General features: G+C 71.7%; 22 protein-coding genes, 1 tRNA gene and 1 riboswitch. Of the genes, 16 read left to right on the top strand and 7 right to left on the bottom strand.

The features are described 5' to 3' along the window. Positions 1–50: 50 nt before the first annotated feature. From ACEZDE_RS00545 to ACEZDE_RS00515, 7 genes are all read left to right on the top strand, one after another. Positions 51–1,253: an aminoglycoside phosphotransferase family protein gene (locus ACEZDE_RS00545; protein WP_380530336.1), complete on the top strand. Its 1,203-nt coding sequence runs from the start codon at positions 51–53 to the stop codon at positions 1,251–1,253. Between the two features lie 154 nt (positions 1,254–1,407). Continuing rightward, a riboswitch (cyclic di-AMP (ydaO/yuaA leader) is annotated at positions 1,408–1,550 on the top strand. A 3-nt stretch (positions 1,551–1,553) separates the two neighbouring features. After that, positions 1,554–2,318 (top strand): LysM peptidoglycan-binding domain-containing protein, encoded by a 765-nt coding sequence (locus ACEZDE_RS00540; RefSeq protein ID WP_380530334.1) that lies wholly within the window; start codon positions 1,554–1,556, stop codon positions 2,316–2,318. A 170-nt stretch (positions 2,319–2,488) separates the two neighbouring features. Next, the gene (gene eno, locus ACEZDE_RS00535; RefSeq protein ID WP_380530332.1) at positions 2,489–3,778 is read left to right on the top strand and encodes a phosphopyruvate hydratase; all 1,290 of its coding nucleotides are present in this window, start codon (positions 2,489–2,491) and stop codon (positions 3,776–3,778) included. A gap of 104 nt (positions 3,779–3,882) precedes the next feature. After that, positions 3,883–4,296: an FtsB family cell division protein gene (locus ACEZDE_RS00530; protein WP_380530329.1), complete on the top strand. Its 414-nt coding sequence runs from the start codon at positions 3,883–3,885 to the stop codon at positions 4,294–4,296. Between the two features lie 35 nt (positions 4,297–4,331). Then, positions 4,332–4,925, top strand: coding sequence for a DUF501 domain-containing protein (locus ACEZDE_RS00525; protein ID WP_380530326.1), 594 nt, complete (start codon positions 4,332–4,334; stop codon positions 4,923–4,925). After that, complete coding sequence (locus tag ACEZDE_RS00520; RefSeq protein WP_380530323.1) at positions 4,922–5,857, top strand: Ppx/GppA phosphatase family protein; 936 nt, start codon at positions 4,922–4,924, stop codon at positions 5,855–5,857. Before ACEZDE_RS00525 ends, ACEZDE_RS00520 begins: the two co-directional genes overlap by 4 nt. Before the next feature lie 292 nt (positions 5,858–6,149). Further along, positions 6,150–7,526, top strand: coding sequence for an NAD(P)/FAD-dependent oxidoreductase (locus ACEZDE_RS00515; protein WP_380530320.1), 1,377 nt, complete (start codon positions 6,150–6,152; stop codon positions 7,524–7,526). Between the two features lie 150 nt (positions 7,527–7,676). On the opposite strand, the gene ACEZDE_RS00510 is transcribed toward ACEZDE_RS00515, so the two are convergent. Together ACEZDE_RS00510 and ACEZDE_RS00505 are read right to left on the bottom strand one after the other, a co-directional pair. After that, positions 7,677–10,226 carry an ABC transporter permease gene (locus ACEZDE_RS00510; protein WP_380530317.1) on the bottom strand — a complete coding sequence of 850 codons (2,550 nt, stop codon included), beginning with the start codon at positions 10,224–10,226 and terminating at the stop codon, positions 7,677–7,679. A 16-nt stretch (positions 10,227–10,242) separates the two neighbouring features. After that, positions 10,243–11,013 carry an ABC transporter ATP-binding protein gene (locus tag ACEZDE_RS00505; protein ID WP_380530314.1) on the bottom strand — a complete coding sequence of 257 codons (771 nt, stop codon included), beginning with the start codon at positions 11,011–11,013 and terminating at the stop codon, positions 10,243–10,245. A 270-nt stretch (positions 11,014–11,283) separates the two neighbouring features. Here ACEZDE_RS00505 and ACEZDE_RS00500 point away from each other — a divergent pair. The 3 genes from ACEZDE_RS00500 (at position 11,284) to ACEZDE_RS00490 (ending at position 12,030) form a co-directional block, all read left to right on the top strand. Then, positions 11,284–11,365 (top strand) — tRNA-Leu (locus ACEZDE_RS00500). Positions 11,366–11,467: 102 nt separating this feature from the next. Beyond that, the gene (locus ACEZDE_RS00495) at positions 11,468–11,662 is read left to right on the top strand and encodes a hypothetical protein (protein ID WP_380530312.1); all 195 of its coding nucleotides are present in this window, start codon (positions 11,468–11,470) and stop codon (positions 11,660–11,662) included. Continuing rightward, complete coding sequence (locus ACEZDE_RS00490; RefSeq protein ID WP_380530309.1) at positions 11,659–12,030, top strand: type II toxin-antitoxin system death-on-curing family toxin; 372 nt, start codon at positions 11,659–11,661, stop codon at positions 12,028–12,030. Before ACEZDE_RS00495 ends, ACEZDE_RS00490 begins: the two co-directional genes overlap by 4 nt. A gap of 8 nt (positions 12,031–12,038) precedes the next feature. On the opposite strand, the gene ACEZDE_RS00485 is transcribed toward ACEZDE_RS00490, so the two are convergent. Continuing rightward, a complete protein-coding gene (locus tag ACEZDE_RS00485) occupies positions 12,039–12,263 on the bottom strand; it encodes a DUF4287 domain-containing protein (protein WP_380531154.1) in 225 nt (74 codons plus the stop codon). Between the two features lie 111 nt (positions 12,264–12,374). Here ACEZDE_RS00485 and ACEZDE_RS00480 point away from each other — a divergent pair, with 111 nt between their 5' ends. Beyond that, the gene (locus tag ACEZDE_RS00480) at positions 12,375–12,779 is read left to right on the top strand and encodes a hypothetical protein (protein ID WP_380530306.1); all 405 of its coding nucleotides are present in this window, start codon (positions 12,375–12,377) and stop codon (positions 12,777–12,779) included. On the opposite strand, the gene ACEZDE_RS00475 is transcribed toward ACEZDE_RS00480, so the two are convergent. The 3 genes from ACEZDE_RS00475 to ACEZDE_RS00465 form a co-directional block, all read right to left on the bottom strand. Then, on the bottom strand, positions 12,743–13,546 hold the full coding sequence (locus ACEZDE_RS00475) for a hypothetical protein (RefSeq protein WP_380530303.1): 804 nt from the start codon (positions 13,544–13,546) through the stop codon (positions 12,743–12,745). The genes ACEZDE_RS00480 and ACEZDE_RS00475 overlap by 37 nt on opposite strands. 283 nt (positions 13,547–13,829) lie before the next feature. Beyond that, positions 13,830–15,053, bottom strand: coding sequence for an acetyl-CoA C-acetyltransferase (locus ACEZDE_RS00470; RefSeq protein ID WP_380530300.1), 1,224 nt, complete (start codon positions 15,051–15,053; stop codon positions 13,830–13,832). A gap of 59 nt (positions 15,054–15,112) precedes the next feature. After that, positions 15,113–16,246: an SGNH/GDSL hydrolase family protein gene (locus tag ACEZDE_RS00465; protein WP_380530299.1), complete on the bottom strand. Its 1,134-nt coding sequence runs from the start codon at positions 16,244–16,246 to the stop codon at positions 15,113–15,115. 118 nt (positions 16,247–16,364) lie between these two features. Here ACEZDE_RS00465 and ACEZDE_RS00460 point away from each other — a divergent pair, with 118 nt between their 5' ends. Next, positions 16,365–17,777 (top strand): cystathionine beta-synthase, encoded by a 1,413-nt coding sequence (locus tag ACEZDE_RS00460; RefSeq protein WP_380530296.1) that lies wholly within the window; start codon positions 16,365–16,367, stop codon positions 17,775–17,777. A 377-nt stretch (positions 17,778–18,154) separates the two neighbouring features. Here the strand turns inward: ACEZDE_RS00460 and ACEZDE_RS00455 are convergent, their stop codons facing one another. Then, positions 18,155–18,442, bottom strand: a complete 288-nt coding sequence (locus ACEZDE_RS00455; protein ID WP_380530293.1) for a hypothetical protein — start codon at positions 18,440–18,442, stop codon at positions 18,155–18,157. Between the two features lie 70 nt (positions 18,443–18,512). Here ACEZDE_RS00455 and ACEZDE_RS00450 point away from each other — a divergent pair, with 70 nt between their 5' ends. The 4 genes from ACEZDE_RS00450 to ACEZDE_RS00435 all read left to right on the top strand — a co-directional run bounded on the left by ACEZDE_RS00450 (position 18,513) and on the right by ACEZDE_RS00435 (position 21,834). Further along, positions 18,513–18,848, top strand: a complete 336-nt coding sequence (locus ACEZDE_RS00450) for a hypothetical protein (RefSeq protein WP_380530290.1) — start codon at positions 18,513–18,515, stop codon at positions 18,846–18,848. A 158-nt stretch (positions 18,849–19,006) separates the two neighbouring features. Beyond that, a complete protein-coding gene (locus ACEZDE_RS00445) occupies positions 19,007–20,254 on the top strand; it encodes a L,D-transpeptidase (protein ID WP_380530287.1) in 1,248 nt (415 codons plus the stop codon). A 57-nt stretch (positions 20,255–20,311) separates the two neighbouring features. Continuing rightward, complete coding sequence (locus tag ACEZDE_RS00440) at positions 20,312–21,166, top strand: alpha/beta fold hydrolase (RefSeq protein ID WP_380530284.1); 855 nt, start codon at positions 20,312–20,314, stop codon at positions 21,164–21,166. Positions 21,167–21,255: 89 nt separating this feature from the next. Then, entirely contained in the window at positions 21,256–21,834 is a 579-nt protein-coding gene (locus ACEZDE_RS00435; protein ID WP_380530281.1) for a pyridoxamine 5'-phosphate oxidase family protein, read from the top strand. Positions 21,835–21,852: the final 18 nt, after the last annotated feature.

The raw sequence follows: 21,852 nt of genomic DNA, 5'->3' as shown, positions 1-21,852 counted from the left end.
GGTAACGGACCCGTTTCCTCCAGCCTCCTTCCGGCGTTTCCCGACTAGGCTTGACTTCTCTGTCCAGGCCGGACACACGGGAAGAGCGAGCACCACACCACCGGGAGCCCCCCATCGACAGGACCGCCGAGACCGCCGCCCCGGCGGCTGAGGCCTGCCGGGAACTGGTCGACTCGGTCCGGCTCCGGGTCCGCTCCGAGGGCGGCTTCCACAACCGCAACTACCAGGTCCGTCCGACCGACCGGCAGGCGCGGCTGCTGGGCCTCGGCAGCGGCCAGACCGTGCTGGTCCGGGTCCGCCGGTCGAGCCCGGAGCTGGTCCAGCGGGTCTGGCCGGACGAGGCGGCCCTGCTCCGCCGACTGGCCGCGATCCGCGCCGACCCGGCGGACGGACGGGGCCCGGACGGCCCGCGGGTGCTGCACAGCGACGACGACGGCACCGCCGTGCACCTCTACGTCAGCGGCGAGACCTTCGCCCGGCGGTATCCGGACGGGCTGCCGGTCCAGGAGCGCCACGTCGCGCAGATCGCCTGGTTCTTCGGCCGGCTGACCCAGTTTCAGCGCTCCGACCTGCCGGAACTGCCGAAGGGCTGGCCGGAGGACGGCGACTCCACCGGCTTTCTGCGGGCCCGGGTGCGGTTCGCCCAGGAGCGGCTCTGCGACGCCAACCAGGGCGAGTTCGGCGACCTGTTCAGCGCCCTGGGCGTGCCGGGGGACGCGATCAGCAGGTTCGGCGAGGCGCTGCCGCCGCTGACCGAGCGGCCGTTCGCGCTGCTGCACACCGATGTGCACCGGCGGAACATCATCGTCGCGGACGACGACCGGCTCAGGTTCGTGGACTGGGAGCTGGCGATGTTCGGCGACCCGCTGCACGACCTGGCCGTCCACCTGCGCCGGATGCGCTACCCCGCCGCGCAGGAGCGCCAGGTGGTCGCGGCCTGGGAAGAGGCGGTCATCCGCACCTCGCCCGAGCACGCCGTCGGCCTGGGCCGCGACCTGCGGCACTACCGCGGCTACGAGCTGGCCCAGTCGGTCTACCCGGACGTGATCCGGGCGGCGCTCAGCCTCGGTGCGATGCCGGAGGACCGGGCGCTGGACTGGGCGGTGACCCGTGCCCAGGGCGCGCTCGCGGCGGCGGCGGGGCCGCTGCGGCTGCGAGCCGTCCCGGATCGGGAGACGGTCCGGTCGGCCTTGGTCACATGGCACCACACCCGTTGGTTCGAAAGGTCGTTGACCGCGCGGAAGGAGCGCTGACGCGGCCTCGGCCGGTCTCGGAGGGTTTTCGGCGGGACGGTTGGGGCTTGTGGTCTTGGTGCGGCAGTGCCTAGCCTTCCGGGAACGCCCGCACGTGCGGGCGGCCGTCGCGCGGGACGCCGAGTCCTGTCCAGCCGCGGGGCGGGACCCAGACTCTTTGATTGGGCAGGAGCGGGGGACCCAGGTAAGTCGCCGCAGTTCACAGCGCTGCGGCTAGGGGTGAAGGCGCGTCAGCGCCCGGGCTACCTCACGGCCCGAACCCGACAGCTCACCTCGCAGGCGTCGGAGAGGGACTCCGTCATGCCCTTCACCAGCAACGCCTCCGGGCGTCATCGCAAGCCCCGCACCAGCAACACCGCCCGCCTGGTGGCCACCGCGAGCCTCGGCACCGCCGGGATCGCGCTGCCGCTGATCGGCGCGACCAGCGCCTCCGCAGCCTCCGTCTCGACCTGGGACAAGGTCGCCAGCTGCGAGAGCGGGGGCGACTGGTCCATCAACACCGGCAACGGCTACTACGGCGGGCTGCAGTTCTCCGCCTCGACCTGGTCCGGCTACGGCGGCACCGCGTACGCCGCCACCGCCGACCACGCCAGCAAGGGCCAGCAGATAGCCATAGCCGAGAAGGTCCTCGCCTCGCAGGGGCCCGGCGCCTGGCCGGTCTGCGGGCCGCGGGCCGGTCTCTCCCAGGGCGGCGCTCCGGCGTCGGTGGACACCGGGACGCCGTCCAAGGCCGGCACCGGGAAGCACAGCGGCGGCACCGAGCAGGCCGCCGCCACCAGGAAGAGCAGCAGCACGCCGAAGCACGCGGCCCCGGCCAAGGCTCCGGCGAAGACCACGGGCACGGCCGCGGCGAAGACCCCGGCCGGGACCACCACGACCACCACCACGGCCGTGCACAGCGTCGGGCACGGCGGCTACACGGTGAAGCCGGGGGACAACCTCTCCGAGATCGCCGCCGCCGCGCACCTCCGCGGCGGCTGGCCCGCGCTGTACCGGGCCAACAAGGACACCGTCGGCGCCGATCCGAACCTGATCTTCCCCGGTCAGCACCTCACCGTCGGCTGACCGTCCGTCCGTGGTCCGTCAGTGCCGCCGGGTCCTCCGCCCACGAGATGAACTACTCGTGAGTAGGGGATCCGGCGGGTGAGACAGTCGCGAGGTGCGCGTGGCCCGGGGCCCGGCTGCGGCTAGGCTCTTGGGGTAAGCACCCCAGTGTTCCCCCCAAGGAGATGCCTGTGCCGTCCATCGACGTCGTCGTAGCCCGGGAGATCCTCGACTCGCGAGGCAACCCCACGGTCGAGGTCGAGGTCGGCCTCGACGACGGCAGCACCGGGCGTGCCGCCGTTCCGTCCGGCGCCTCCACCGGCGCGTTCGAGGCCCTCGAACTGCGTGACGGCGACAAGTCCCGCTACTTCGGCAAGGGCGTCGAGAAGGCCGTCCTCGCGGTGATCGAGCAGATCGGCCCGGAGCTGATCGGCTACGACGCCACCGAGCAGCGCCTGATCGACCAGGCCATGCTGGACCTGGACGCCACCCCGGACAAGTCCTCGCTCGGCGCCAACGCCATCCTCGGCGTCTCGCTGGCCGTGGCGCACGCCGCCTCCGAGGCCAGCGACCTGCCGCTGTTCCGCTACCTGGGCGGCCCGAACGCCCATGTGCTGCCGGTCCCGATGATGAACATCCTCAACGGCGGCTCGCACGCGGACTCCAACGTCGACATCCAGGAGTTCATGATCGCTCCGATCGGTGCGGCCTCCTTCTCCGAGGCCGTCCGCTGGGGCGTCGAGGTCTACCACACCCTCAAGGGTGTGCTGAAGGAGCGCGGCCTCTCCACCGGTCTGGGCGACGAGGGCGGCTTCGCCCCGAACCTGGACAGCAACCGCGAGGCGCTCGACCTGATCGTCGAGGCCATCAAGAAGGCCGGCTACACCCCCGGCAAGGACGTCGCGCTGGCGCTGGACTGCGCCGCCTCCGAGTTCTACAAGGACGGCGCGTACCAGTTCGAGGGCAAGGCCATCTCGGCCGCCGAGCTGACCGACTACTACGCCGAGCTGGTCGCCGCGTACCCGCTGGTCTCCATCGAGGACCCGCTGTTCGAGGACGACTGGACCGGCTGGACCGCGCTGACCGCCAAGCTGGGCGACAAGGTGCAGATCGTCGGTGACGACCTGTTCGTCACCAACCCGGTCCGGCTGGCCCGCGGCATCAAGGAGGGCGCGGCCAACGCGCTGCTGGTGAAGGTCAACCAGATCGGCTCGCTGACCGAGACCCTGGACGCGGTCGAGCTGGCCCAGCGCAACGGCTTCCGCTGCATGATGTCGCACCGCTCCGGCGAGACCGAGGACGTCACCATCGCCGACCTCGCCGTCGCCACCAACTGCGGCCAGATCAAGACCGGCGCCCCGGCCCGCTCCGAGCGCGTCGCCAAGTACAACCAGCTGCTGCGGATCGAGGAGATCCTGGACGAGGCGGCCGAGTACGCCGGCCGCGGCGCGTTCCCGCGGTTCCAGCCCGCCGCCGACTGACAGCCCGTCGGCTGACGACTCGTCGTGCTGGACCGGTGCCCCGCCGCGATCACCCTCTAGGGTGGGCGGCGGGGCACCGGCACATCCAACGGGAGGGCGAGAACGTGAGCAGACCGAACGGGCGCAGGCCGCGCTTCACCGGCCGGGCGGCCGTCCTCGCGCTGGTGCTGTGCTCGCTGGTCGCCGCGCTGGCCTACCCGACCCGTCAGTTCATCGCGCAGCGGGCCCAGATCGCCCAGCAGCGGGCCGCAGCGGAGCAGGCCCAGGCGCAGGTGGACGAGCTGCGCCGGGAGAAGGCCCGCTGGCAGGACCCGGCGTACGTGACCGCGCAGGCGCGCGAGCGGCTGCACTACGGCTTCCCCGGCGAGACCCCGTTCACCTCGGTGGACCCCGACCCGAGCGCCTCCGCCACGGCGCGGGCCACGGCCCAGGCGCAGGCCGCGGCGGGCGCGGCGGGCCAGCCCTGGTACGACAACCTGTTCGAGTCACTGGACGCCTCGGACACCGCCCCGCACTGACGCTCCGCACTGACGCACTGAAGAAAGCCCAGGACATGACCTCGCACAACCCCGCACCCGGCGACCCCGGCGCCTCTGCCGGCCCCGGTGCCCCCGGCGTCACCGCCGACGACACCGCCGCGATCGCGGCCCAGCTCGGCCGGGTGCCGCGCGGCCTGCGCGCCGTCGCCCACCGCTGCCCCTGCGGCCTGCCCGACGTGGTGGAGACCCAGCCGCGGCTGGAGGACGGCTCGCCGTTCCCGACGCTGTACTACCTGACCTGCCCGCGCGCCGCCTCCGCGATCGGCACGCTGGAGGCGGACGGGCTGATGAAGGAGCAGACCGCCCGGCTGGCCGAGGATCCGGAGCTGGCCGCCGCGTACCAGCGGGCGCACGAGGACTACATCGCCAAGCGGGACGCCATCGAGGTGCTGGAGGGCTTCCCCAGCGCCGGCGGGATGCCGGACCGGGTGAAGTGCCTGCACGTCCTGGTGGGTCACTCGCTGGCGGCCGGGCCCGGGGTGAACCCGCTCGGCGACGAGGCGCTGGACAAGCTGCCGGAGTGGTGGCGCAAGGGCTGCTGCGTCCAGCTCCCCGGAGCCGATGCCGAGGCCGATGCCGCCGCCGCGACCGGGGGTGACGACCAGTGAGCCCGCAGCGCGTGGCCGCGATCGACTGCGGCACCAACTCGATCCGGCTGCTGGTCGCCGACCTCGACCCGGCCACCGGCCGGCTGCACGACCTGGACCGGCGGATGACCATCGTCCGGCTCGGCCAGGGCGTGGACCGCACCGGGCGGCTCGCGCCCGAGGCGCTGGAGCGCACCTTCGCCGCCTGCCGCGACTACGCCGCGGTGATCGCCGGGCACGGCGTGTCGCAGCTGCGCTTCGTCGCCACCAGCGCCTCCAGGGACGCCGAGAACCGGGACGAGTTCACCGACGGCGTCCGGGAGATCCTGGGCGTCGAGCCCGAGGTGGTCAGCGGAGACGAGGAGGCCTGGCTCTCCTTCACCGGCGCGACCCGCGAACTCCTCGGCGACGACCGGATGGCCCCGCCGTTCCTGGTCTTCGACCTGGGCGGCGGCTCCACCGAGTTCGTGCTCGGCACGGACCGGGTCGAGGCCGCGCGCTCGGTCGACATCGGCTGCGTCCGGCTGACCGAGCGGCACGGCGAGGACACCCTCGCCATGCGCGCCGACATCAAGCAGGCCCTGGACCTGGCCGAGCAGACCGTTCCGCTGACCTCCGCGGCCACCCTGGTCGGCCTGGCCGGCACGGCCACCACGGTCGCCGGGATCGCCCTGGACCTGCCCGCCTACGACTCGGCCGCGATCCACCACGCGCGGATCCCGCTGGCCCGGGTCCGCGAGGTCACCGAGCTGCTGCTGTCCGCGACTTCGGAGCAGCGCGCGGCCATCCCGGTGATGCACCCGGGCCGGGTGGACGTGATCGGCGCGGGCGCCCTGGTGCTGCTCGCGATCATGGAGCGGACCGGTGCCCGCGAGCTGGTCGTGAGCGAGCACGACATCCTCGACGGCATCGCCTGGAGCACGGCGCGAGAGGGCACGCGAGAAAGTTTGTGAATTTCTTCACGTGCTGATCCGCGATCTTTCCTGCTCCTTATGGGCGGTTCGTCCGGATTACGAGACCAAAGGCCCTGGCTTTGCTCTCCAGCAACTTCCAAGGCGGGGCGCCGGTTTCGGACACACAATCGCAACAGGGGCGGCGAGCTGCGGTGATGTCCCGGGCGACACACGGGTGGGACGGGAGCGCACCGGCGGGGACCCGTGGGCCGCGTAGTGTAGCAGGGCCTGTCCAGAGGGAGAGGAGTAGGGCCGCAGCAGGTGGGTGCGGGAGTGCTGGATACTTTCGGATATGAGCACCACGGAGCGTCCTCGCATTCTTATCGTCGGCGGTGGATACGTCGGCCTGTATGCCGCGATGCGCATCCTCAAGAAGATGCGCTACGGGGAGGCGACCGTCACGGTCGTCGACCCGCGGTCGTACATGACCTATCTGCCCTTCCTTCCCGAGGCGGCGGCCGGCAACGTCGCGCCTCGCAACCTCGTCGCCCCCCTGCGGAGCGTCCTGAAGACCGCGGAGGTCCTCACGGGCCACGTCACCTCCGTGGACCAGGTCGCCAAGGTGGCCACCATCCACCCGGCCGCGGGTGACCCCTACGAGCTGCCCTTCGACTACATGGTCGTGGCGATGGGCTCGGTCTCCCGCACCTTCCCGATCCCCGGCCTGGCCGAGCACGGCATCGGGATGAAGTCGGTGGAGGAGGCCATCAGCCTCCGCAACCACGTCATCGCCCAGCTCGACAAGGCGGAGTCCACCACCGACGAGAAGGTGCGCAAGCAGGCGCTCACCTTCGTCGTCGTCGGCGGCGGCTTCGCCGGTGTGGAGACCATCGCCGAGGTCGAGGACATGGCCCGGGACGCGGCGAAGCTCTACCACAACGTGAAGCGCGAGGACATGCGCTTCCTGCTGGTCGAGGCAGCCAACCGGATCCTCCCCGAGATGGGCCCGGACCTCGGTCTGTGGACCAAGGAGCGGCTGGAGGAGCGCGGTATCGAGATCTACATCGAGACCTCGATGGACTCCTGCCTGGACAAGCACGTGGTGCTGAAGAACGGCGTCGAGGTCGACGCCTCCACCATCGTCTGGACGGCCGGCGTCAAGCCGAACCCGGCGCTGGCGAACTTCGGCCTGCCGCTCGGCCCGCGCGGCCACGTCGACACCGCCCCGACCCTCCAGGTCCAGGGCTTCGACAACGTCTGGTCGGCCGGCGACAACGCGCAGGTCCCCGACCTGGCCGTGGGCGAGGGCGCCTGGTGCCCGCCGAACGCGCAGCACGCGGTGCGTCAGGCGATCGTGCTCGGCGACAACGTCATCTCCGGCATGCGGGGCTTTCCGCAGGCCGAGTACAAGCACAAGAACCTCGGCGCGGTCGCCGGTCTGGGCCTCCACAAGGGTGTGGCGATCCTCTTCGGCAAGTACAAGCTGAAGGGCCGTCCGGCCTGGTGGTTCCACCGCCTGTACCACGGCAGCCGGGTCCCCACGATGAACCGCAAGGTCCGCGTGTTCGCCGACTGGACCCTGGCCGTCTTCCTCAAGCGCGAGACCGTCTCCCTGGTGGAGATGGAGCGTCCCCGCGAGACCTTCGTCGAGGCGGCGGCCCCCGCCCCGAAGCCGGTCCCGGCAGCGGTCCCCGCTGCCGACAAGGCAGCCGAGAAGGTCTCCGCGTAGCAAGTAGTGCGCAGTACCCCTCCATGCCCGGCAGCGTCGCCGGACCACACACGTGGTGCTCATAACCGGCACCGCTGCCGTAAGTGCCCCGGTCCTCCTGAAGAGGACCGGGGCACTGGCGCGCTGCGGTCCTTTCGGGGACCGGTCGGGCTAGTCGGTCTTGATGCTGCCCAGGATGTCGAGCCCGGCCGCCCGCCGGGCCGGCCACAGCGCCGCCGCCAGGCCCACCAGGGCGGCGCCGACCACATAGGCGGCCAGCTGCCCGTACGGCGGCGCGGTGGTCAGGCCGACCAGGTCGCCCTTGAGCAGCTGCACCGCGGCCCAGGCCAGGAAGCCGCCGATGGCGACCCCCAGCACCGCGCCGAAGGCGGCGATCACCACCGACTCGAGCCGGACCATCCGCTTCACCGCGAAGCGGTCCAGGCCGATCGCCCGCAGCATCCCGATCTCGCGCTTGCGCTCGAACACCGACATCGCCAGGGTGTTGACCACGCCCAGCACCGCGATCACCACGGCCATGCCGAGCAGCCCGTACATCACGTTCAGCAGGGTGTTGATCAGCGAGTTGAACTGGTCCCTGATCTGCTGCTGGGTCTGCACGGTGATCAGCGGGCTGTCCCCGGTGGTGTCCTTCAGCGCCTGCTGGAGCTGCGGGGTGGCCCCGTTCGCGCCCTTGACCAGCACGCCGTCGTAGTGCGGCGCGGTGGTGTGCGGGGCCAGCACCGACTCGCCCATCAGCACCGGGCCGAGCATCCCGCTCACCTGGTAGATCCCGCCGATGGTCAGCGTGCCCCGCTTGCCGTCCGGGTAGGTCAGCGCGGCGGTGGAGCCGACCGTCCAATGGTGCTGGTCGGCCAGCTTGCGGTCGACCAGGGCCGAGCCCTGCCGCAGTGAGGCGGTCGTCCCTTCGAGCATCTGCGGGGCGATCAGCTGGTCGAACGCGGCGGCGTCCACCCCGGTCACCGACTGGTCGTCGGCGCCGAACCGGACGAACTGGCTGTCCATCACGCTGCTGGCGGCCACCCCCGGGGTGGCGGCGATCTTCGGCACCAGCGCCGGCGCGACCTCCTGGCCGAGCAGCACCGAGACGTCGTAGTCCGCCTTCATGTTCTGGGTGACCTGGCTGTCGATCGCATGGCTGACCGAGGCGCCGATCACGGTCAGCGCGCTGATCAGGGTCAGCCCGATGGTCAGCGCCGAGGCGGTGGCCGCGGTACGGCGCGGGTTGCGCACCGCGTTCTGCCGGGCCAGCTTGCCCGGCGTGCCGAACAGCTTCGTCAGCAGCGGCCCGATCAGCGCGATCACCGGACGGGACAGCAGCGGTGTCAGCACGAACACGCCGATCAGGATCAGCCCCGCGCCCAGCCCCACCGGGGCCCGCCCGGCCGAGCCGCCCAGCGAGGTCCCGTAGAGCACCGAGGCCAGGCCGAGGCCGAAGAAGGCCGCACCGACGGAGTTGCGCACCACCAGGCTCTTCTGGGTGGCCGGCTGGTCGTTGCTGTTCATCGCCGCCACCGGGGCCACCCGGGAGGCGCGCAGGCTCGGCAGCAGCGCGGCCAGCACGGTCACCACGATCCCGGTGACCAGGGTGGCCACCACGGTGGTGGGGGAGAGCACCAGCGAGCCCTTGGGCACCCCGCTGCCGCCCATCAGCGACTGCAGCAGCGCCCCGATGCCGATGCCCGCGGCCAGGCCGCCGACCGAGGCCACCAGGCCCACGAACAGCGCCTCCAGCAGCACCGAGCGGGTGATCTGACGGCGGCTCGCCCCGATCGCGCGCATCAGCGCCAGCTCCCGGGTGCGCTGGGCGATCAGCATGGTGAAGGTGTTGGCGATCAGGAAGATCCCGACGAACAGCGCGATCCCGGCGAAGGCCAGCAGCGCGGTGCGCAGTCCCGAGGTGGCCTGGTCGACCTGGGTGGTCTCGTCGGCGGTGAGCTGCGCCCCGGTCTTGACCTTGATGTTGGAGCTGTGCGGGACGACCGCGGCGACCTCGGCCCGCAGCGCGGCCTGGCTCACCCCGGGCCCGGCCGCGACCTCGACCGAGTCGTACTGGCCCGGCGCGAGGTAGGTGCGCTGGGCGGTGGCGTTGTCGAACAGCACCAGCGAGCCGCCGGAGGCGACCTGAGGGTCGTCGGTGCTGAAGATCCCGGTGACGGTCATCGGCATGACCGGCCCGTTGACCGCGAGCCGGACCGTGTCGCCGACCTTGAAGCCGTTGTCCTGCGCGGTCTTCCGGTCGATCGCGATGCCGTGCGGGTCGGTCGGCCCGGCGCCCTGCACCATCGGGTGCAGCGGGTCCTTCCCGTCGGCTCCGGGGACCCAGTTGCCGCCGAAGGTGCTGCCCTGGGAGCCGATCAGGTCGCCGTGCGGGTCGGCCAGCCCGGCGAAGCCGGTGACCGTGCCGCGGGCCGAGGCGGCGCCGGGGAGCGCGGCGATCCGCTTCAGGGTGGCGTCGGTGAGCGGCCTGGTCCCGCTGGGGTCGCGGACGGCGCCGGCGTCGGCGCCGACGGCATTGTTGCTGACCTGGACCGAGACCCCGGCGTAGTTGTTGGAGACGCTGTCCTTGAAGGCCTTGCCGACCGAGTCGGAGAAGACCATGGTGCCGGCCACGAAGGCGGTGCCGAGCAGCACGGCCAGCATGGTCATCAGCAGGCGGCCCTTGTGGGCCACGACGTTGCGCAGCGCGGTGCGGTACACGGTGGCTGACCCCCGCTCAGCTGGTCCGGCCGGCGGCGTCGAAGCGACGCATCCGGTCCAGGACGCCGTCGGCGGTCGGGGCCTGCATCTCGTCGACGATCCTGCCGTCGGCGAGGAACACCACCCGGTCCGCGTAGGAGGCGGCGACCGGGTCGTGGGTCACCATCACCACGGTCTGGCCCAGCTCCCGCACCGAGTTGCGGAGGAAGCCGAGGATCTCCGCGCCGGAGCGGGAGTCCAGGTTGCCGGTGGGCTCGTCGGCGAAGATGATCTCCGGCCGGGAGGCCAGCGCGCGGGCGCAGGCGACCCGCTGCTGCTGGCCGCCGGACAGCTGGGACGGGCGGTGGCCGAGCCGGTCGGCCAGCCCGACCGTCCGCACCACCTGGTCCAGCCAGGCCCGGTCGGGCTTCCGCCCGGCGATGTCCATGGGCAGGGTGATGTTCTCGATCGCGGTCAGTGTCGGCAGCAGGTTGAACGACTGGAACACGAATCCGATCTGGTCCCGGCGCAGCTTGGTCAGCTGCTTGTCCTTCAGCCCGACCAGCTCGGTCTCGCCGATCCGGGCCGATCCCGAGGTGACCGTGTCCAGACCGGCCATGCAGTGCATCAGCGTCGACTTGCCGGAGCCGGATGGGCCCATGATCGCCGTGAACTGCCCGCGCGGGAAGTCGACCGAGACGTCGTCGAGGGCGGTGACGCGGGTGTCGCCCTCGCCGTAGACCTTGCTCAGGCCGACGGCGCGGGCCGCGGCCGCGGTCAGGGTGGTGGTCGGCAGGGTCGGAGGCACGGGGCGACTCCAGGGAGTGAGGCGATGGGATGCACCCATCCTCTCCCTGCGATCACACGCCGTAGTCGCCCGCCGGAACGGTTGCCCGTACCGCCTTGCGTCGTACGGGTCGGCCCGGCCCCTCCTCCGATGGGATGACCCGCCCCTTAGAGGCTCAGATGCGTTCGATCTGCGCCGACGAAGCGTCAAGTATCAGTGAAATAAGACAACTTCCTATCAACCGGGCAGCAGGCAGGGGTGGCCTGCGGCTAGGCTCTGGGATGCGGAAGGGCCCGGATGGTGGAACGCAGACACGGCGAGCTTAAACCTCGCTGGCCGCCAGGCCGTGCCGGTTCGAATCCGGCTCCGGGCACAAAGTATGTCATGGCCTGGACATGCTCCTGCTGCACAAACGGCTGGAGCCTGTCCAGGCGTGCGCCGCCGACGACTGATACCAGCGTGATACCATCTCGGTATGGCTATGACGCTGCGACTCCCTGAGCTCGATGACCAGCTTCTGACCGAGCGCGCCAAGGCAGAGGGCCGCAGCAAGCAGGAGCTGGCCACTGAAGCCATCCACATCTACGTGACGCGCCGAACCGAGCTGTTCTCGGACATCCTTGATCAAGTCATGACCGAGGACGCGGAGCTGTTGGATCGTCTGGCGTGATCTACCTCGATCTGCCGGAGGTTCTGGTGATCGTTGAGCGGGTCACCGGATCCCGGCATGCCGTGCGCGACTTCGGTCTGCTGCAGTCCTCGGTGGAGCGCCCGAGGACTGATGTGTTCGGTGTCGAGGCGTACCCGACGCTGCCCGAGAAGGCCGCCGCGCTGCTGCATTCCCTGGCACGCAACCATGCTCTCGTGGACGGCAACAAGCGCACGGCGTGGCTGGCCATGCGCATGATGCTGCGGCTCAACGGCGTGCGTCTGATCGCTCCGGTCGATGAGGCCGAGGTGTTCGTCGTGGCGGTAGCCACTGGCGAGTTGGAAGTCCCGGAGATCGCCAAGCAGCTCGTCGCCTGGATCGGTGTCTGACAGCGCGTTTACTTTGACATGCGCGCGGCGGCGCGGCGTAGGTCGTACTCGTGTACGAGGGCCTTGGCGTAGCCGTAGGAGATGCCGTACTCCCGCCGCAGCCAGTCGATCTTCTCCTCGCAGCGGAGCAGGCCGGGCCCGTCGCCCACGGCCTTGAGCCAGTCGTCCAGCGGTTTGCCGGTCACCGCGGGGATGCGCGAGAGCAGGTTGTGGTGGGTTTCCATCGAGTACATGAGGGACACGCGGCGCCTCCAGAGATGGACCGAGGATGGACCGAATCCGTCTTCTGACTCTGCCTGAGGGCGGAAGCCTTGGCAATGGTCGCCGTTGGATACGCTCAAGCCATGTCCGACCCGAGCGCCCTGCTGCACGCCGCCGACCGCCTGGCCGACCGCTTCCGGTCGATGCCGCAGCGGCGGCTGGCCGAACTGGCCCCGGAGGGGCTGCTGCTGGCCCGTCGGCTGGCCCGGAGGGCGCAGTTGCTGGAGGGCGGCCCGGCCCGGCCGGAACTGCCGGACGCCGGTATCTTCTCGGTGGGCGACCAGATCGCGGTGACCGGCCACGACCTGGCCGCGGCCCTGGCGGCGGCCCACCGGCCGAAGGACGGCGGCCCCGAGGACGCGGGCCCCGAGGACGGCAGCTCCGAGGAGGACGGCGACGGCGCCGCCGCCGAGCGGCTGCTCGCCGAGTCGCTGGCCGAGCTGGACGCCTGCTACAGGCTGGCCACGACCCGGTCCGCGAGGATGTAGACGGTCTCCTCGGCCTCGCCCAGGGCGAAGGTCAGCGCGTGCGCGCCGGAGAGCCGGGAGTTGCCCAGCAGCCGCACCTCGGTGCCGCTGACGATGGCCTCGCGCAGCCGCGCCCCGGCCACCGGGTCGCCGGGGGCGATGCACAGGGTGGTCTCGTCCTCGAAGACGTAGACGTCCAGCGTGCCCATCGGGCCGGGGCGGACGTCGCGCAGCGCCACGCCGACGGCGACCAGCTCGTCCAGCCGCAGGTCGGTCCACTCCGGGGTGGGGGTGGGCTGCGGGATGAAGCCGGGGTGGGACGGGTGCGCGGCCGGGGCGGGCGCGGCCGGGGCCGCGGCGCCGGGGGCCGGGTGGCCGGCCGCGCCGTTGCCCTCGGAGATCATCTCCTCCAGCACCGAGCGCAGGGCGTCGGCGAACTCGGCGTCCATCTCGCCCTCGTCGTCCACGTAGCCGCGCGGTGCGGGCAGGAGCACCAGGTTCTCGCTGTCGAACACGCTCTCGTTGCCGAACGGCCCGGTCGCGTACGAGGAGTCGTCGTCCAGGTCGGCGTCCTCGGACGCGCGGGCCTCCTGCTCGGCCCAGAAGGCGCGGGCCTCGACCATCTCCCGCTCGCGGTCCTCGGCCAGCGCGGTGGTCACCGCCTCCCGCACGGCGGCGTCGAAGCGCCGGGTGAGGGCACGCAGGGAGAGCAGGGTCGCCCCGGCCACGCCGGCGGTGGCCAGCAGGGCGGCGCTGAGGACGAGGAGGACTACGGTGACGACGGTCATGGAGGGCACCCCTAGTGAAGGGTCGAACTGGCGGTCAACCCCACAGTGCCCCACGCCGCGGCTCAGCGGGAGTACGTAATGTCCTTCTCATGTGTGACATACGCCTGCTTCGGACCCCTCATCAGCCGAAATGTCAACGGCGCGGAGTCGCAGGATCACTGTCCGTCGATATTCTGTGTCCCTCATATGACGAAAAAGGCCCGGATCACGGCACAGTGTGATCCGGACCTTACCCACCCGGCGCAGGGCCAAACGGGTCATTGTGAAGATTTCATGAGAGCGGTCAGCTGAGCCGCTCGATCACCATCGCCATGCCCTGGCCGCCGCCGACGCACATGGTCTCCAGGCCGAACTGCTTGTCGTGCCACTGCAGCGAGTTGATCAAGGTGGTGGTGATCCGGGCGCCGGTCATCCCGAACGGGTGTCCGACCGCGATGCCGCCGCCGTTGACGTTCAGCCGGTCCAGGTCCACGCCCAGGTCCCGGTAGGAGGGGATGACCTGGGCCGCGAAGGCCTCGTTGATCTCGACCAGGTCGATGTCGCCGATGCCCAGACCGGCCCGCTTCAGCGCCTGCTTGGACGCCTCGACCGGGCCGTAGCCCATGATCTCGGGGGAGAGGCCGGAGACGCCGGTGGAGACGATCCGGGCCAGCGGGGTCAGGCCCAGCTCACGGGCCTTGGTGTCGGACATGATCACCAGGGCCGCCGCGCCGTCGTTCAGCGGGCAGCAGTTGCCCGCGTTGACCGTGCCGTCCGGGCGGAACACCGGCTTCAGGCCGGAGACCGCCTCCAGGGTGACCCCGGCTCGCGGGCCGTCGTCGGCGCTGACCACGGTGCCGTCCGGGGTGGTCACCGGGGTGATCTCGCGGGCCCAGAAGCCGTCCGCGATGGCCTTCTCGGCCAGGTTCTGCGAGCGCACGCCGAACTCGTCCTGCTCCTGCCGGGAGATCCCCTTGAGCTTGGCGAGGTTCTCCGCGGTCTGGCCCATGGCGATGTAGACGTCCGGGAGCAGGCCGCCCTCGCGCGGGTCGGTCCAGACCGGCGCGCCGGTCTGCGAGGCGGTGGCCACGGTGCGCGCCTCGGCGTCGGCGAACAGCGGGTTCTTGGTGTCCGGCAGGCCGTCCGAGGAGCCCTTGATGCTGCGCGAGACCGTCTCGACCCCGGCCGAGATGAAGACGTCGCCCTCGCCGGCCTTGATCGCGTGCAGCGCCATCCGGCTGGTCTGCAGCGAGGAGGAGCAGTAACGGGTGACCGTGCAGCCCGGCAGGTGGTCCATGCCGAGCTGGACCGCGACCACGCGGCCCAGGTTGTGGCCCTGCTCGCCGCCGGGCAGGCCGCAGCCGAGCATCAGGTCGTCGATGTCGCGCGGGTCGAGCGCCGGGATCTTGTCCAGCGCTGCCCTGACGATGGCCGCGGTCAGGTCGTCCGGGCGGACGTCCTTCAGCGATCCCTTGAACGCCCGGCCGATCGGGGAGCGGGCGGTGCTGACGATGACGGCTTCGGGCATGGTGGGCTCCAGGGGTGGACCGGCGGCTGCGGTTCGGGTCGATCAGGCCCAAGTTACTCTCAGGTACAACCCGAGTCAGCGCCGACGGCGTGTGAATTACCTGACCTTGCGTCATCGCCGGGAGCGCCGCTCGGGCCCGGGTCCGGCTCCCCGTCCGCCCCGTCCGCCCCCTCCGGCAGGTCCGTCGCCCCGGCCACGGCCGCCTCGTCCGGCAGGGTCCGCCGCCTGCGGTGCTTCAGCAGCGCCCAGCGCCCGCGCGGCCCGGACTCCGAGCCGAGCACGGCCGCGCCGACCACCTCGGTGCCGCCGCGCCCGGCCGCCTCGGCCGCCGCCTGGGCGACCGGCAGCACGCCCTCGCCGCGGAAGGCGTCCGGGTGCTCCTCGATCACGCCGCCGGGCCACAGGTCCAGCACCGCGCACACCGACGGCAGCAGCGCCATCGCCGCGGTCGCGTAGCCCTGCGCCGAGGGGTGGTAGCGGTCCGAGGCGAACATCTCCGGACGGCCGCTGAACTCCGGGCCGAGCAGGTCGCCCAGCGAGACGCTGCGCCCGCCCGCCTCGACCACGGCGATGGTCTGCGCGGCGGCGAGCTGGCGGCTGGCCCGCCGGGCCAGCCAGCGCAGCGGCGGCCGGACCGGCTCGATGGTGCCGAGGTCCGGGCAGGTGCCGACGACGACCCTGATCCCGGCCGACTCCATCCGGCGGACCGCCTCGCCGAGCATCCGTACCGCGTGCGCCACCGCGACCCGCTGGGTCACGTCATTGGCGCCGATCATGACCAGCACCACGTCCGGCCGCTCCGGCAGGACCACGCCGACCTGGCGCTCCAGGTCCTCCGAGGTGGCGCCGTTCACGGCGGCGACGGTCAGCCGCACCGGGCGCTCGGCCACCGAGGCCACCCCGCCCGCGAGCAGCGCCCCCAGCGTCTCCCTGGCCCGGTTCGCGCCGAAGCCGGCCGCGGTGGAGTCCCCGAGCACGCCCAGTACCAGCGGTGCGGCGTCCCCGTCGGCGACGTCCCGGCCGTAGACGCCGTCGGCCCGCGGCGGCTGGCCCTCCAGGGTGTTCAGGGTGTGCTCGGCCAACTTCGCCTCGGTCAGCAGGACTCCGGCGAACCCGACGCCGACCAGTCCGATCCCGCCGCCCCCGTACGCCGCCGCGGCGGCAATGCGCCGCGCCACTCGTGCCCTGGACATCAGCCGACCCCCACTCCCTCTACGTCGTTACTCAGGCAGTGTGCCCCACTACGCTGATCCCAACAGGGCGACAATCCGTGCGTCCAGGAGAATTCAGACGAACCGCGGAGGAGATCCCGTGCGGTACCACGAATCGATCATCGACCTGGTCGGGAACACCCCGCTCGTGCGCCTCAACAAGGTCGCCGAGGGGATCAGTGCCACCGTCCTGGCCAAGGTCGAGTACTTCAACCCGGGCGGCTCGGTGAAGGACCGGATCGCGATCCGGATGATCGAGGCGGCCGAGGCGTCGGGCGCGCTGAAGCCCGGCGGCACCATCGTCGAGCCGACCTCCGGCAACACCGGAGTGGGCCTGGCGATCGTGGCGCAGCAGAAGGGCTACCACTGCATCTTCGTCTGCCCCGACAAGGTCTCCACCGACAAGATCAACGTGCTCCGGGCGTACGGCGCCGAGGTCGTGGTCTGCCCGACCGCGGTCGCCCCGGAGCACCCGGACTCCTACTACAACGTCAGCGACCGGCTGGTCCGGGAGACCCCCGGCGCCTGGAAGCCCGACCAGTACTCCAACCCGGAGAACCCGGCCAGCCACTACCACTCCACCGGCCCCGAGCTGTGGGACCAGACCGAGGGCCGGATCACCCACTTCGTCGCCGGCGTCGGCACCGGCGGGACCATCTCCGGCACCGGCCGCTACCTCAAGGACGCCTCGGGCGGCGCGGTGAAGGTGATCGGCGCGGACCCGGAGGGCTCGGTCTACTCGGGCGGCACCGGCCGCCCCTACCTGGTCGAGGGCGTCGGCGAGGACTTCTGGCCGACCGCCTACGACCGCAGCGTCGCGGACGAGATCGTGCCGGTCTCGGACAAGGACTCGTTCCAGATGACCCGCCGGCTCGCCAAGGAGGAGGGCCTGCTGGTCGGCGGCTCCTGCGGGATGGCGGTAGTGGCGGCGCTGCGGGTGGCCGAGCGGCTCGGCCCGGACGACGTGGTGGTGGTGCTGCTGCCGGACTCGGGCCGCGGCTACCTCTCCAAGATCTTCAACAACGAGTGGATGCAGGACTACGGCTTCCTGGACGAGGGCGGCACCGAGGCGGTCGCGGTCGACGTCCTGGCCCGCAAGGACGCGCAGGAGCACGGGGGCATTCCCCAGTTCGTGCACATTCACCCGAACGAGTCGGTGGGCGAGGCCGTGCACATTCTGCGCGAGTTCGGGGTCTCCCAGATGCCGGTCGTCTCGCCCGGCGCGGGGCACCCGGACGTGATGGCGGGCGAGGTGGTCGGCTCCATCGTGGAACGCGACCTGCTGGACGGTCTGTTCGCGAAGCGGTTCCAGCTGGACGAGCCGATCGGCAGTCACATGTCGCCCCCGCTCCCGGTGGTGGGCTCGGGCGAGTCGGTGACCCGGCTGATGGCGGTGCTGGAGAAGGCCGACGCGGCGGTGGTGCTGGTGGACGGAAAACCGCAGGGCATCGTCACCCGGCAGGATCTGCTGGCGTTCATGACCGCCCACGGCACTCCGGCGGCTGTTCACTGAATCCCCCCGGACTGGTACACCCGCGACATGTGACCGCAGCACGCGGTTAACAACCGCCGTGCATTGTTGTCATCACGGCAAGAAGCCGAGCGTGGTGGCGGCGGAGGTCCGGAGCGGCTCCCGGACCAGCGGTCACCTCAGGACGCGTCGGACGGCCCTGACCCGGCCGGCCGCGTCCCCGCCCGTGGGGATCGCCGTCGTCCCGCCCCTGTCGGTCCCGACCGATCCACAGGGTGCGGTGGTCCCCGCGGCACCAGCTCCGCGTTCCCGGGTGGGGGACACAGCGGAGACAGTAGGGCCGGTCCTCGCGGCCCGGCCCTACTGGTGTCTCGGCTCGGATGACGGGCCCTGCGGCCCGGTGGCTCACTGCCCGGCGCTCAGTGCGCGGTGCGGCGGCTCACGAAGACCAGGCCGACCCCGGCGACCAGGAACGCGACCCCGCCCAGGGCGTACGGCTCGGTGTCCACCCCGGTGTCGGCCAGCGCCATGCTGCTGTGCGCGCCGTCGGCGGACGCCGCCGCCTGGGACACGCCTGCCGCGGTGTGCGCCTCGCGGTCTCCCGCCTGCGTGGTGGCGGCGGACGCGATCGGGCCCAGTGCCAGCGCGGCGACCGTGCCGATACCGGCGGCTATCGCGGTGGTGGTGAGTGGGCGGCGGGTGCTCAATGTCGCTCCCTGGCGGTGTGTGGTGCCGACGATGCTAATGAGCCGGAGGTCTCTTGGATAGGGTCGAACCATGACAACCGAAACCAGCGGGATCCCGGACGACGAGACCGCGTCTCGCTACGTCCGACTGCAGATCGAACTGATCGTGGAGATCGTGGACGAGAAGGAGCTGCAGGTCGCAGCCCTGGAGCAGGTTCGCGCGGATGAGTTCCTCGAAGAGGAGGAGCGGGCCGAGGCGGTCGCCGCCATTGAGATCGACCCGGCCGGGGCGATCGCCCACTTCGTCGACCCGGTCGCGCTGCTGTCCGGCGTCCCCGGGGTGGAGCTGGCCGAGGCGACCTGGGAGTCGCAGCCGGTGGACTACGACCCGGAGAACGAGGACTGGGACCTCTACGACACCGAGTAGCCGTGGCGCCGGGCAGGTGTCCGCCGCCGCCGGGCGCCTGCCTCCCGCTCGCTCCGGTCCCGCTCCGGTTCTGCATGTCCGGTTCAGTCCGGATTGGGCGAATCGTATTGTCTGGTTTAGGTTCATATGACTGAACCGGCGAGAGGGCGTGTGACGACGTGACCGAGCAGAGCGGCAGCGACAGCGGACGTGCCTGGCGACGCCGCTCGGTGGTGACGGGTCTCGCGGCGCTGCCGGTGCTGGCGGTGGCCGCCTGCTCCGGCGGCGGCAAGGGCTCGGCCCCCGACGGCGGCCAGAGCGGTTCGGTCGCCGGGACCACCGCCCCCGCGGTCTCCGCGGCGGTGGTCACCGTCACCCCGGCGAACGGCGCCAAACGGGTCGACTTCACCGCCCCGGTGCGGGTGGTCGTCAGCGGCGGGACACTCAGCGCGGTCAGCGTCACCGGCCCTGACGGCAAGCCGGTCGCCGGGACGCTCGCCGCCGACCGGCTCAGCTGGTCCAGCACCGGCCCGCTCAGCTCCGGCAGCAGCTACCGGGTCAGCGCCACCGCGGAGGACGTGCACCGGGTCGAGACCGTCAAGGAGACCGGCTTCGCCACCGGCGCCCCGGCGAAGACCGTGGTCGGCTTCTTCACCCCGGAGGACGGCACCACCGTGGGCGTGGGCATGCCGGTCTCGATCAACTTCAACAAGCCGGTCACCGACCGGGCCGCGGTCCAGCGGGCGGTCACCGTCACCGCGTCGCCCGCGGTCGAGGTGGTCGGCCATTGGTTCAGCGACACCAGGCTCGACTTCCGCCCGCAGGCCTACTGGACGCCCGGCACCAGGGTCACCCTCAAGCTGCGGCTCAAGGACGTGCAGGCGTCCCCCGGCGTCTACGGCACCCAGTCCAAGGACGTCGGCTTCACCATCGGCCGCAGCCAGACCAGCGTCGCCGACCTCGGCGCCAAGCGGCTCACGGTCACCAGGAACGGCAAGGTCACCCAGACCTGGCCGATATCCGGCGGCTCCCCCGAACACACCACCTGGGGCGGCAAGATGGTCATCTCCGAGAAGCTGCTGCAGACCCGGATGAACTCGCAGACCGTCAACCTCGGCGGCGAGTACGACATCGCCGACGTCCCGCACGCCCAGCGGCTGACCACCTCCGGGACCTTCATCCACGGCAACTACTGGGCCGACACCTCCGTCTTCGGCAGCGCCAACACCAGCCACGGCTGCGTCGGCATGCACGACGCCAAGGGCGCGGGGGACCCGGCCACCCCGGCCGCCGTCTTCTACAACAGCTCGATCACCGGCGACGTGGTCGAGGTGGTCAACTCCGGTGACCGCATCGTCGACCCGGCCAACGGCCTGAACGGCTGGAACCTGTCCTGGACGGCCTGGAAGGCCGGCAGCGCCGTCTGAACCGGAATGTGACGCCTGATCAGTCCGCATACGCAGGACGGGGTTAGGCTGGCTCCCATGGCTGACTTGGAGACCCGCGCGGTCGAACTCCCGGCCGGAACCGTCGAGTACACCGACACCGGGGGCGAAGGACCGGTCCTGGTGCTGGTGCACGGCCTGGCCATGGACGGCAGCGTCTGGCGCCATGTCGTCGACGAACTGTGCGACCAGCACCGGGTGGTGGTCCCCACCCTCCCGTTCGGCTCGCACCTGGGCCGGATCAGGCCCGGCGCCGACCTCTCGCCGGACGGCATGGCCCGGCTGCTCGGCGACTTCCTGGACGCACTGGACCTCACCGGCGTCACCCTGGTGCAGAACGACGTGTCCACCGGCATGCTGCTGGCGGTCTCCGACGCCCCGGCGGCGGCCCGGATCGCCCGGCTGGTGCTGGCCTCGATCGAGGCGTTCGACAACTTCCCGCCGGGGCTGCCCGGCCGTTCGATCTGGCTGGCCGCCAAGCTCCCCGGCGGGGTCTCCGCGTCCGCGCAGCCGCTGCGCCTCCCGCTGCTGCGCCGACTGCCGGTGGCGTACGGGCGGCTGACCGAGCGTCCGGTGCCGCGGGCGATCACCGACGGTTGGGTGCGTCCGCTGCTCGGCAGCAAAGCGGCCCGGCGCGACCTGACCGCGTACCTGCGCGCGGCCCGGCCGGGGCGGCTTGAGCAGGCGGCGGCGCAGGCCGGCGCCTTCGACCGTCCGGTGCTGGTGGTCTGGGGCGCCGAGGACCGGATCATGCCGCCGGCGCACGGGCCCAGGCTCGCCGCGCTGTTCCCCGACGGCCGCTACCGGGAGATCGCGGACAGCGGCACCCTGCTCGCCGAGGACCAGCCCACCGCGTTCGCCGACGCGATCCGGGAGTTCGTGTCCGGCGGGTAGTGGTCGGGCGGGTTGCGGGCTGGCGGGTTGCGGTTCGGCGTCCCGGATATTCTCCGCCGCGGCTCCGGGCGACCGCCGATACTGGGGCCATGGGACAGACGTATGAGGTCATCACTCCGCGGTTGCGCTCGTTCATCGAGGAGCAGCCGGTGTTCTTCGTCGCCACCGCGCCGCTCTCCGAGCAGGGCCGGGTCAACCTCTCCCCGAAGGGGCGCGCGGGCACGCTGGTCGTCCTGGACGAGCTGACGCTCGCCTACCTCGACTTCGGCGGCAGCCACGCCGAGACCCTGGCCCATCTGCGGGAGAACGGCCGGATCACGCTGATGTGGTGCGCCTTCACCGGCCCGCCGAAGGTCCTCCGGGTGCACGGCCACGGCGACCCGGTGTTCCGCGACGACCCGCGCTTCGCGGAGCTGGTCGGCAGGTTCGGCGACGCCGACGGCGCGGGCCTGCGCTCGGTGGTGCTGGTGCACGCCGAACAGGTCAGCGACAGCTGCGGCTTCGCCGTCCCGCTGATGGAGTACCAGGACGAGCGCGAGGAGCACGTGCGGTACTTCGGCCGGAAGTCGGAGGAGGAGTTCGCGGCGTACTGCGCGAGCAAGCCGTTCAACCCGGTCAGCATCGACGGCCTGCCTGCTCTCCCGCTGCCGCTGCCGCCCCGGACCTGACGGGCCGTTCGACGGCCG

The sequence above is a fragment of the Streptacidiphilus cavernicola genome (assembly GCF_042510955.1).
Taxonomy (GTDB): Bacteria; Actinomycetota; Actinomycetes; order Streptomycetales; family Streptomycetaceae; genus Streptacidiphilus; species Streptacidiphilus cavernicola.
The sequence above is the reverse complement of the archived record's forward strand: the minus strand, read 5'-3'. Positions and strand labels throughout refer to the sequence as shown.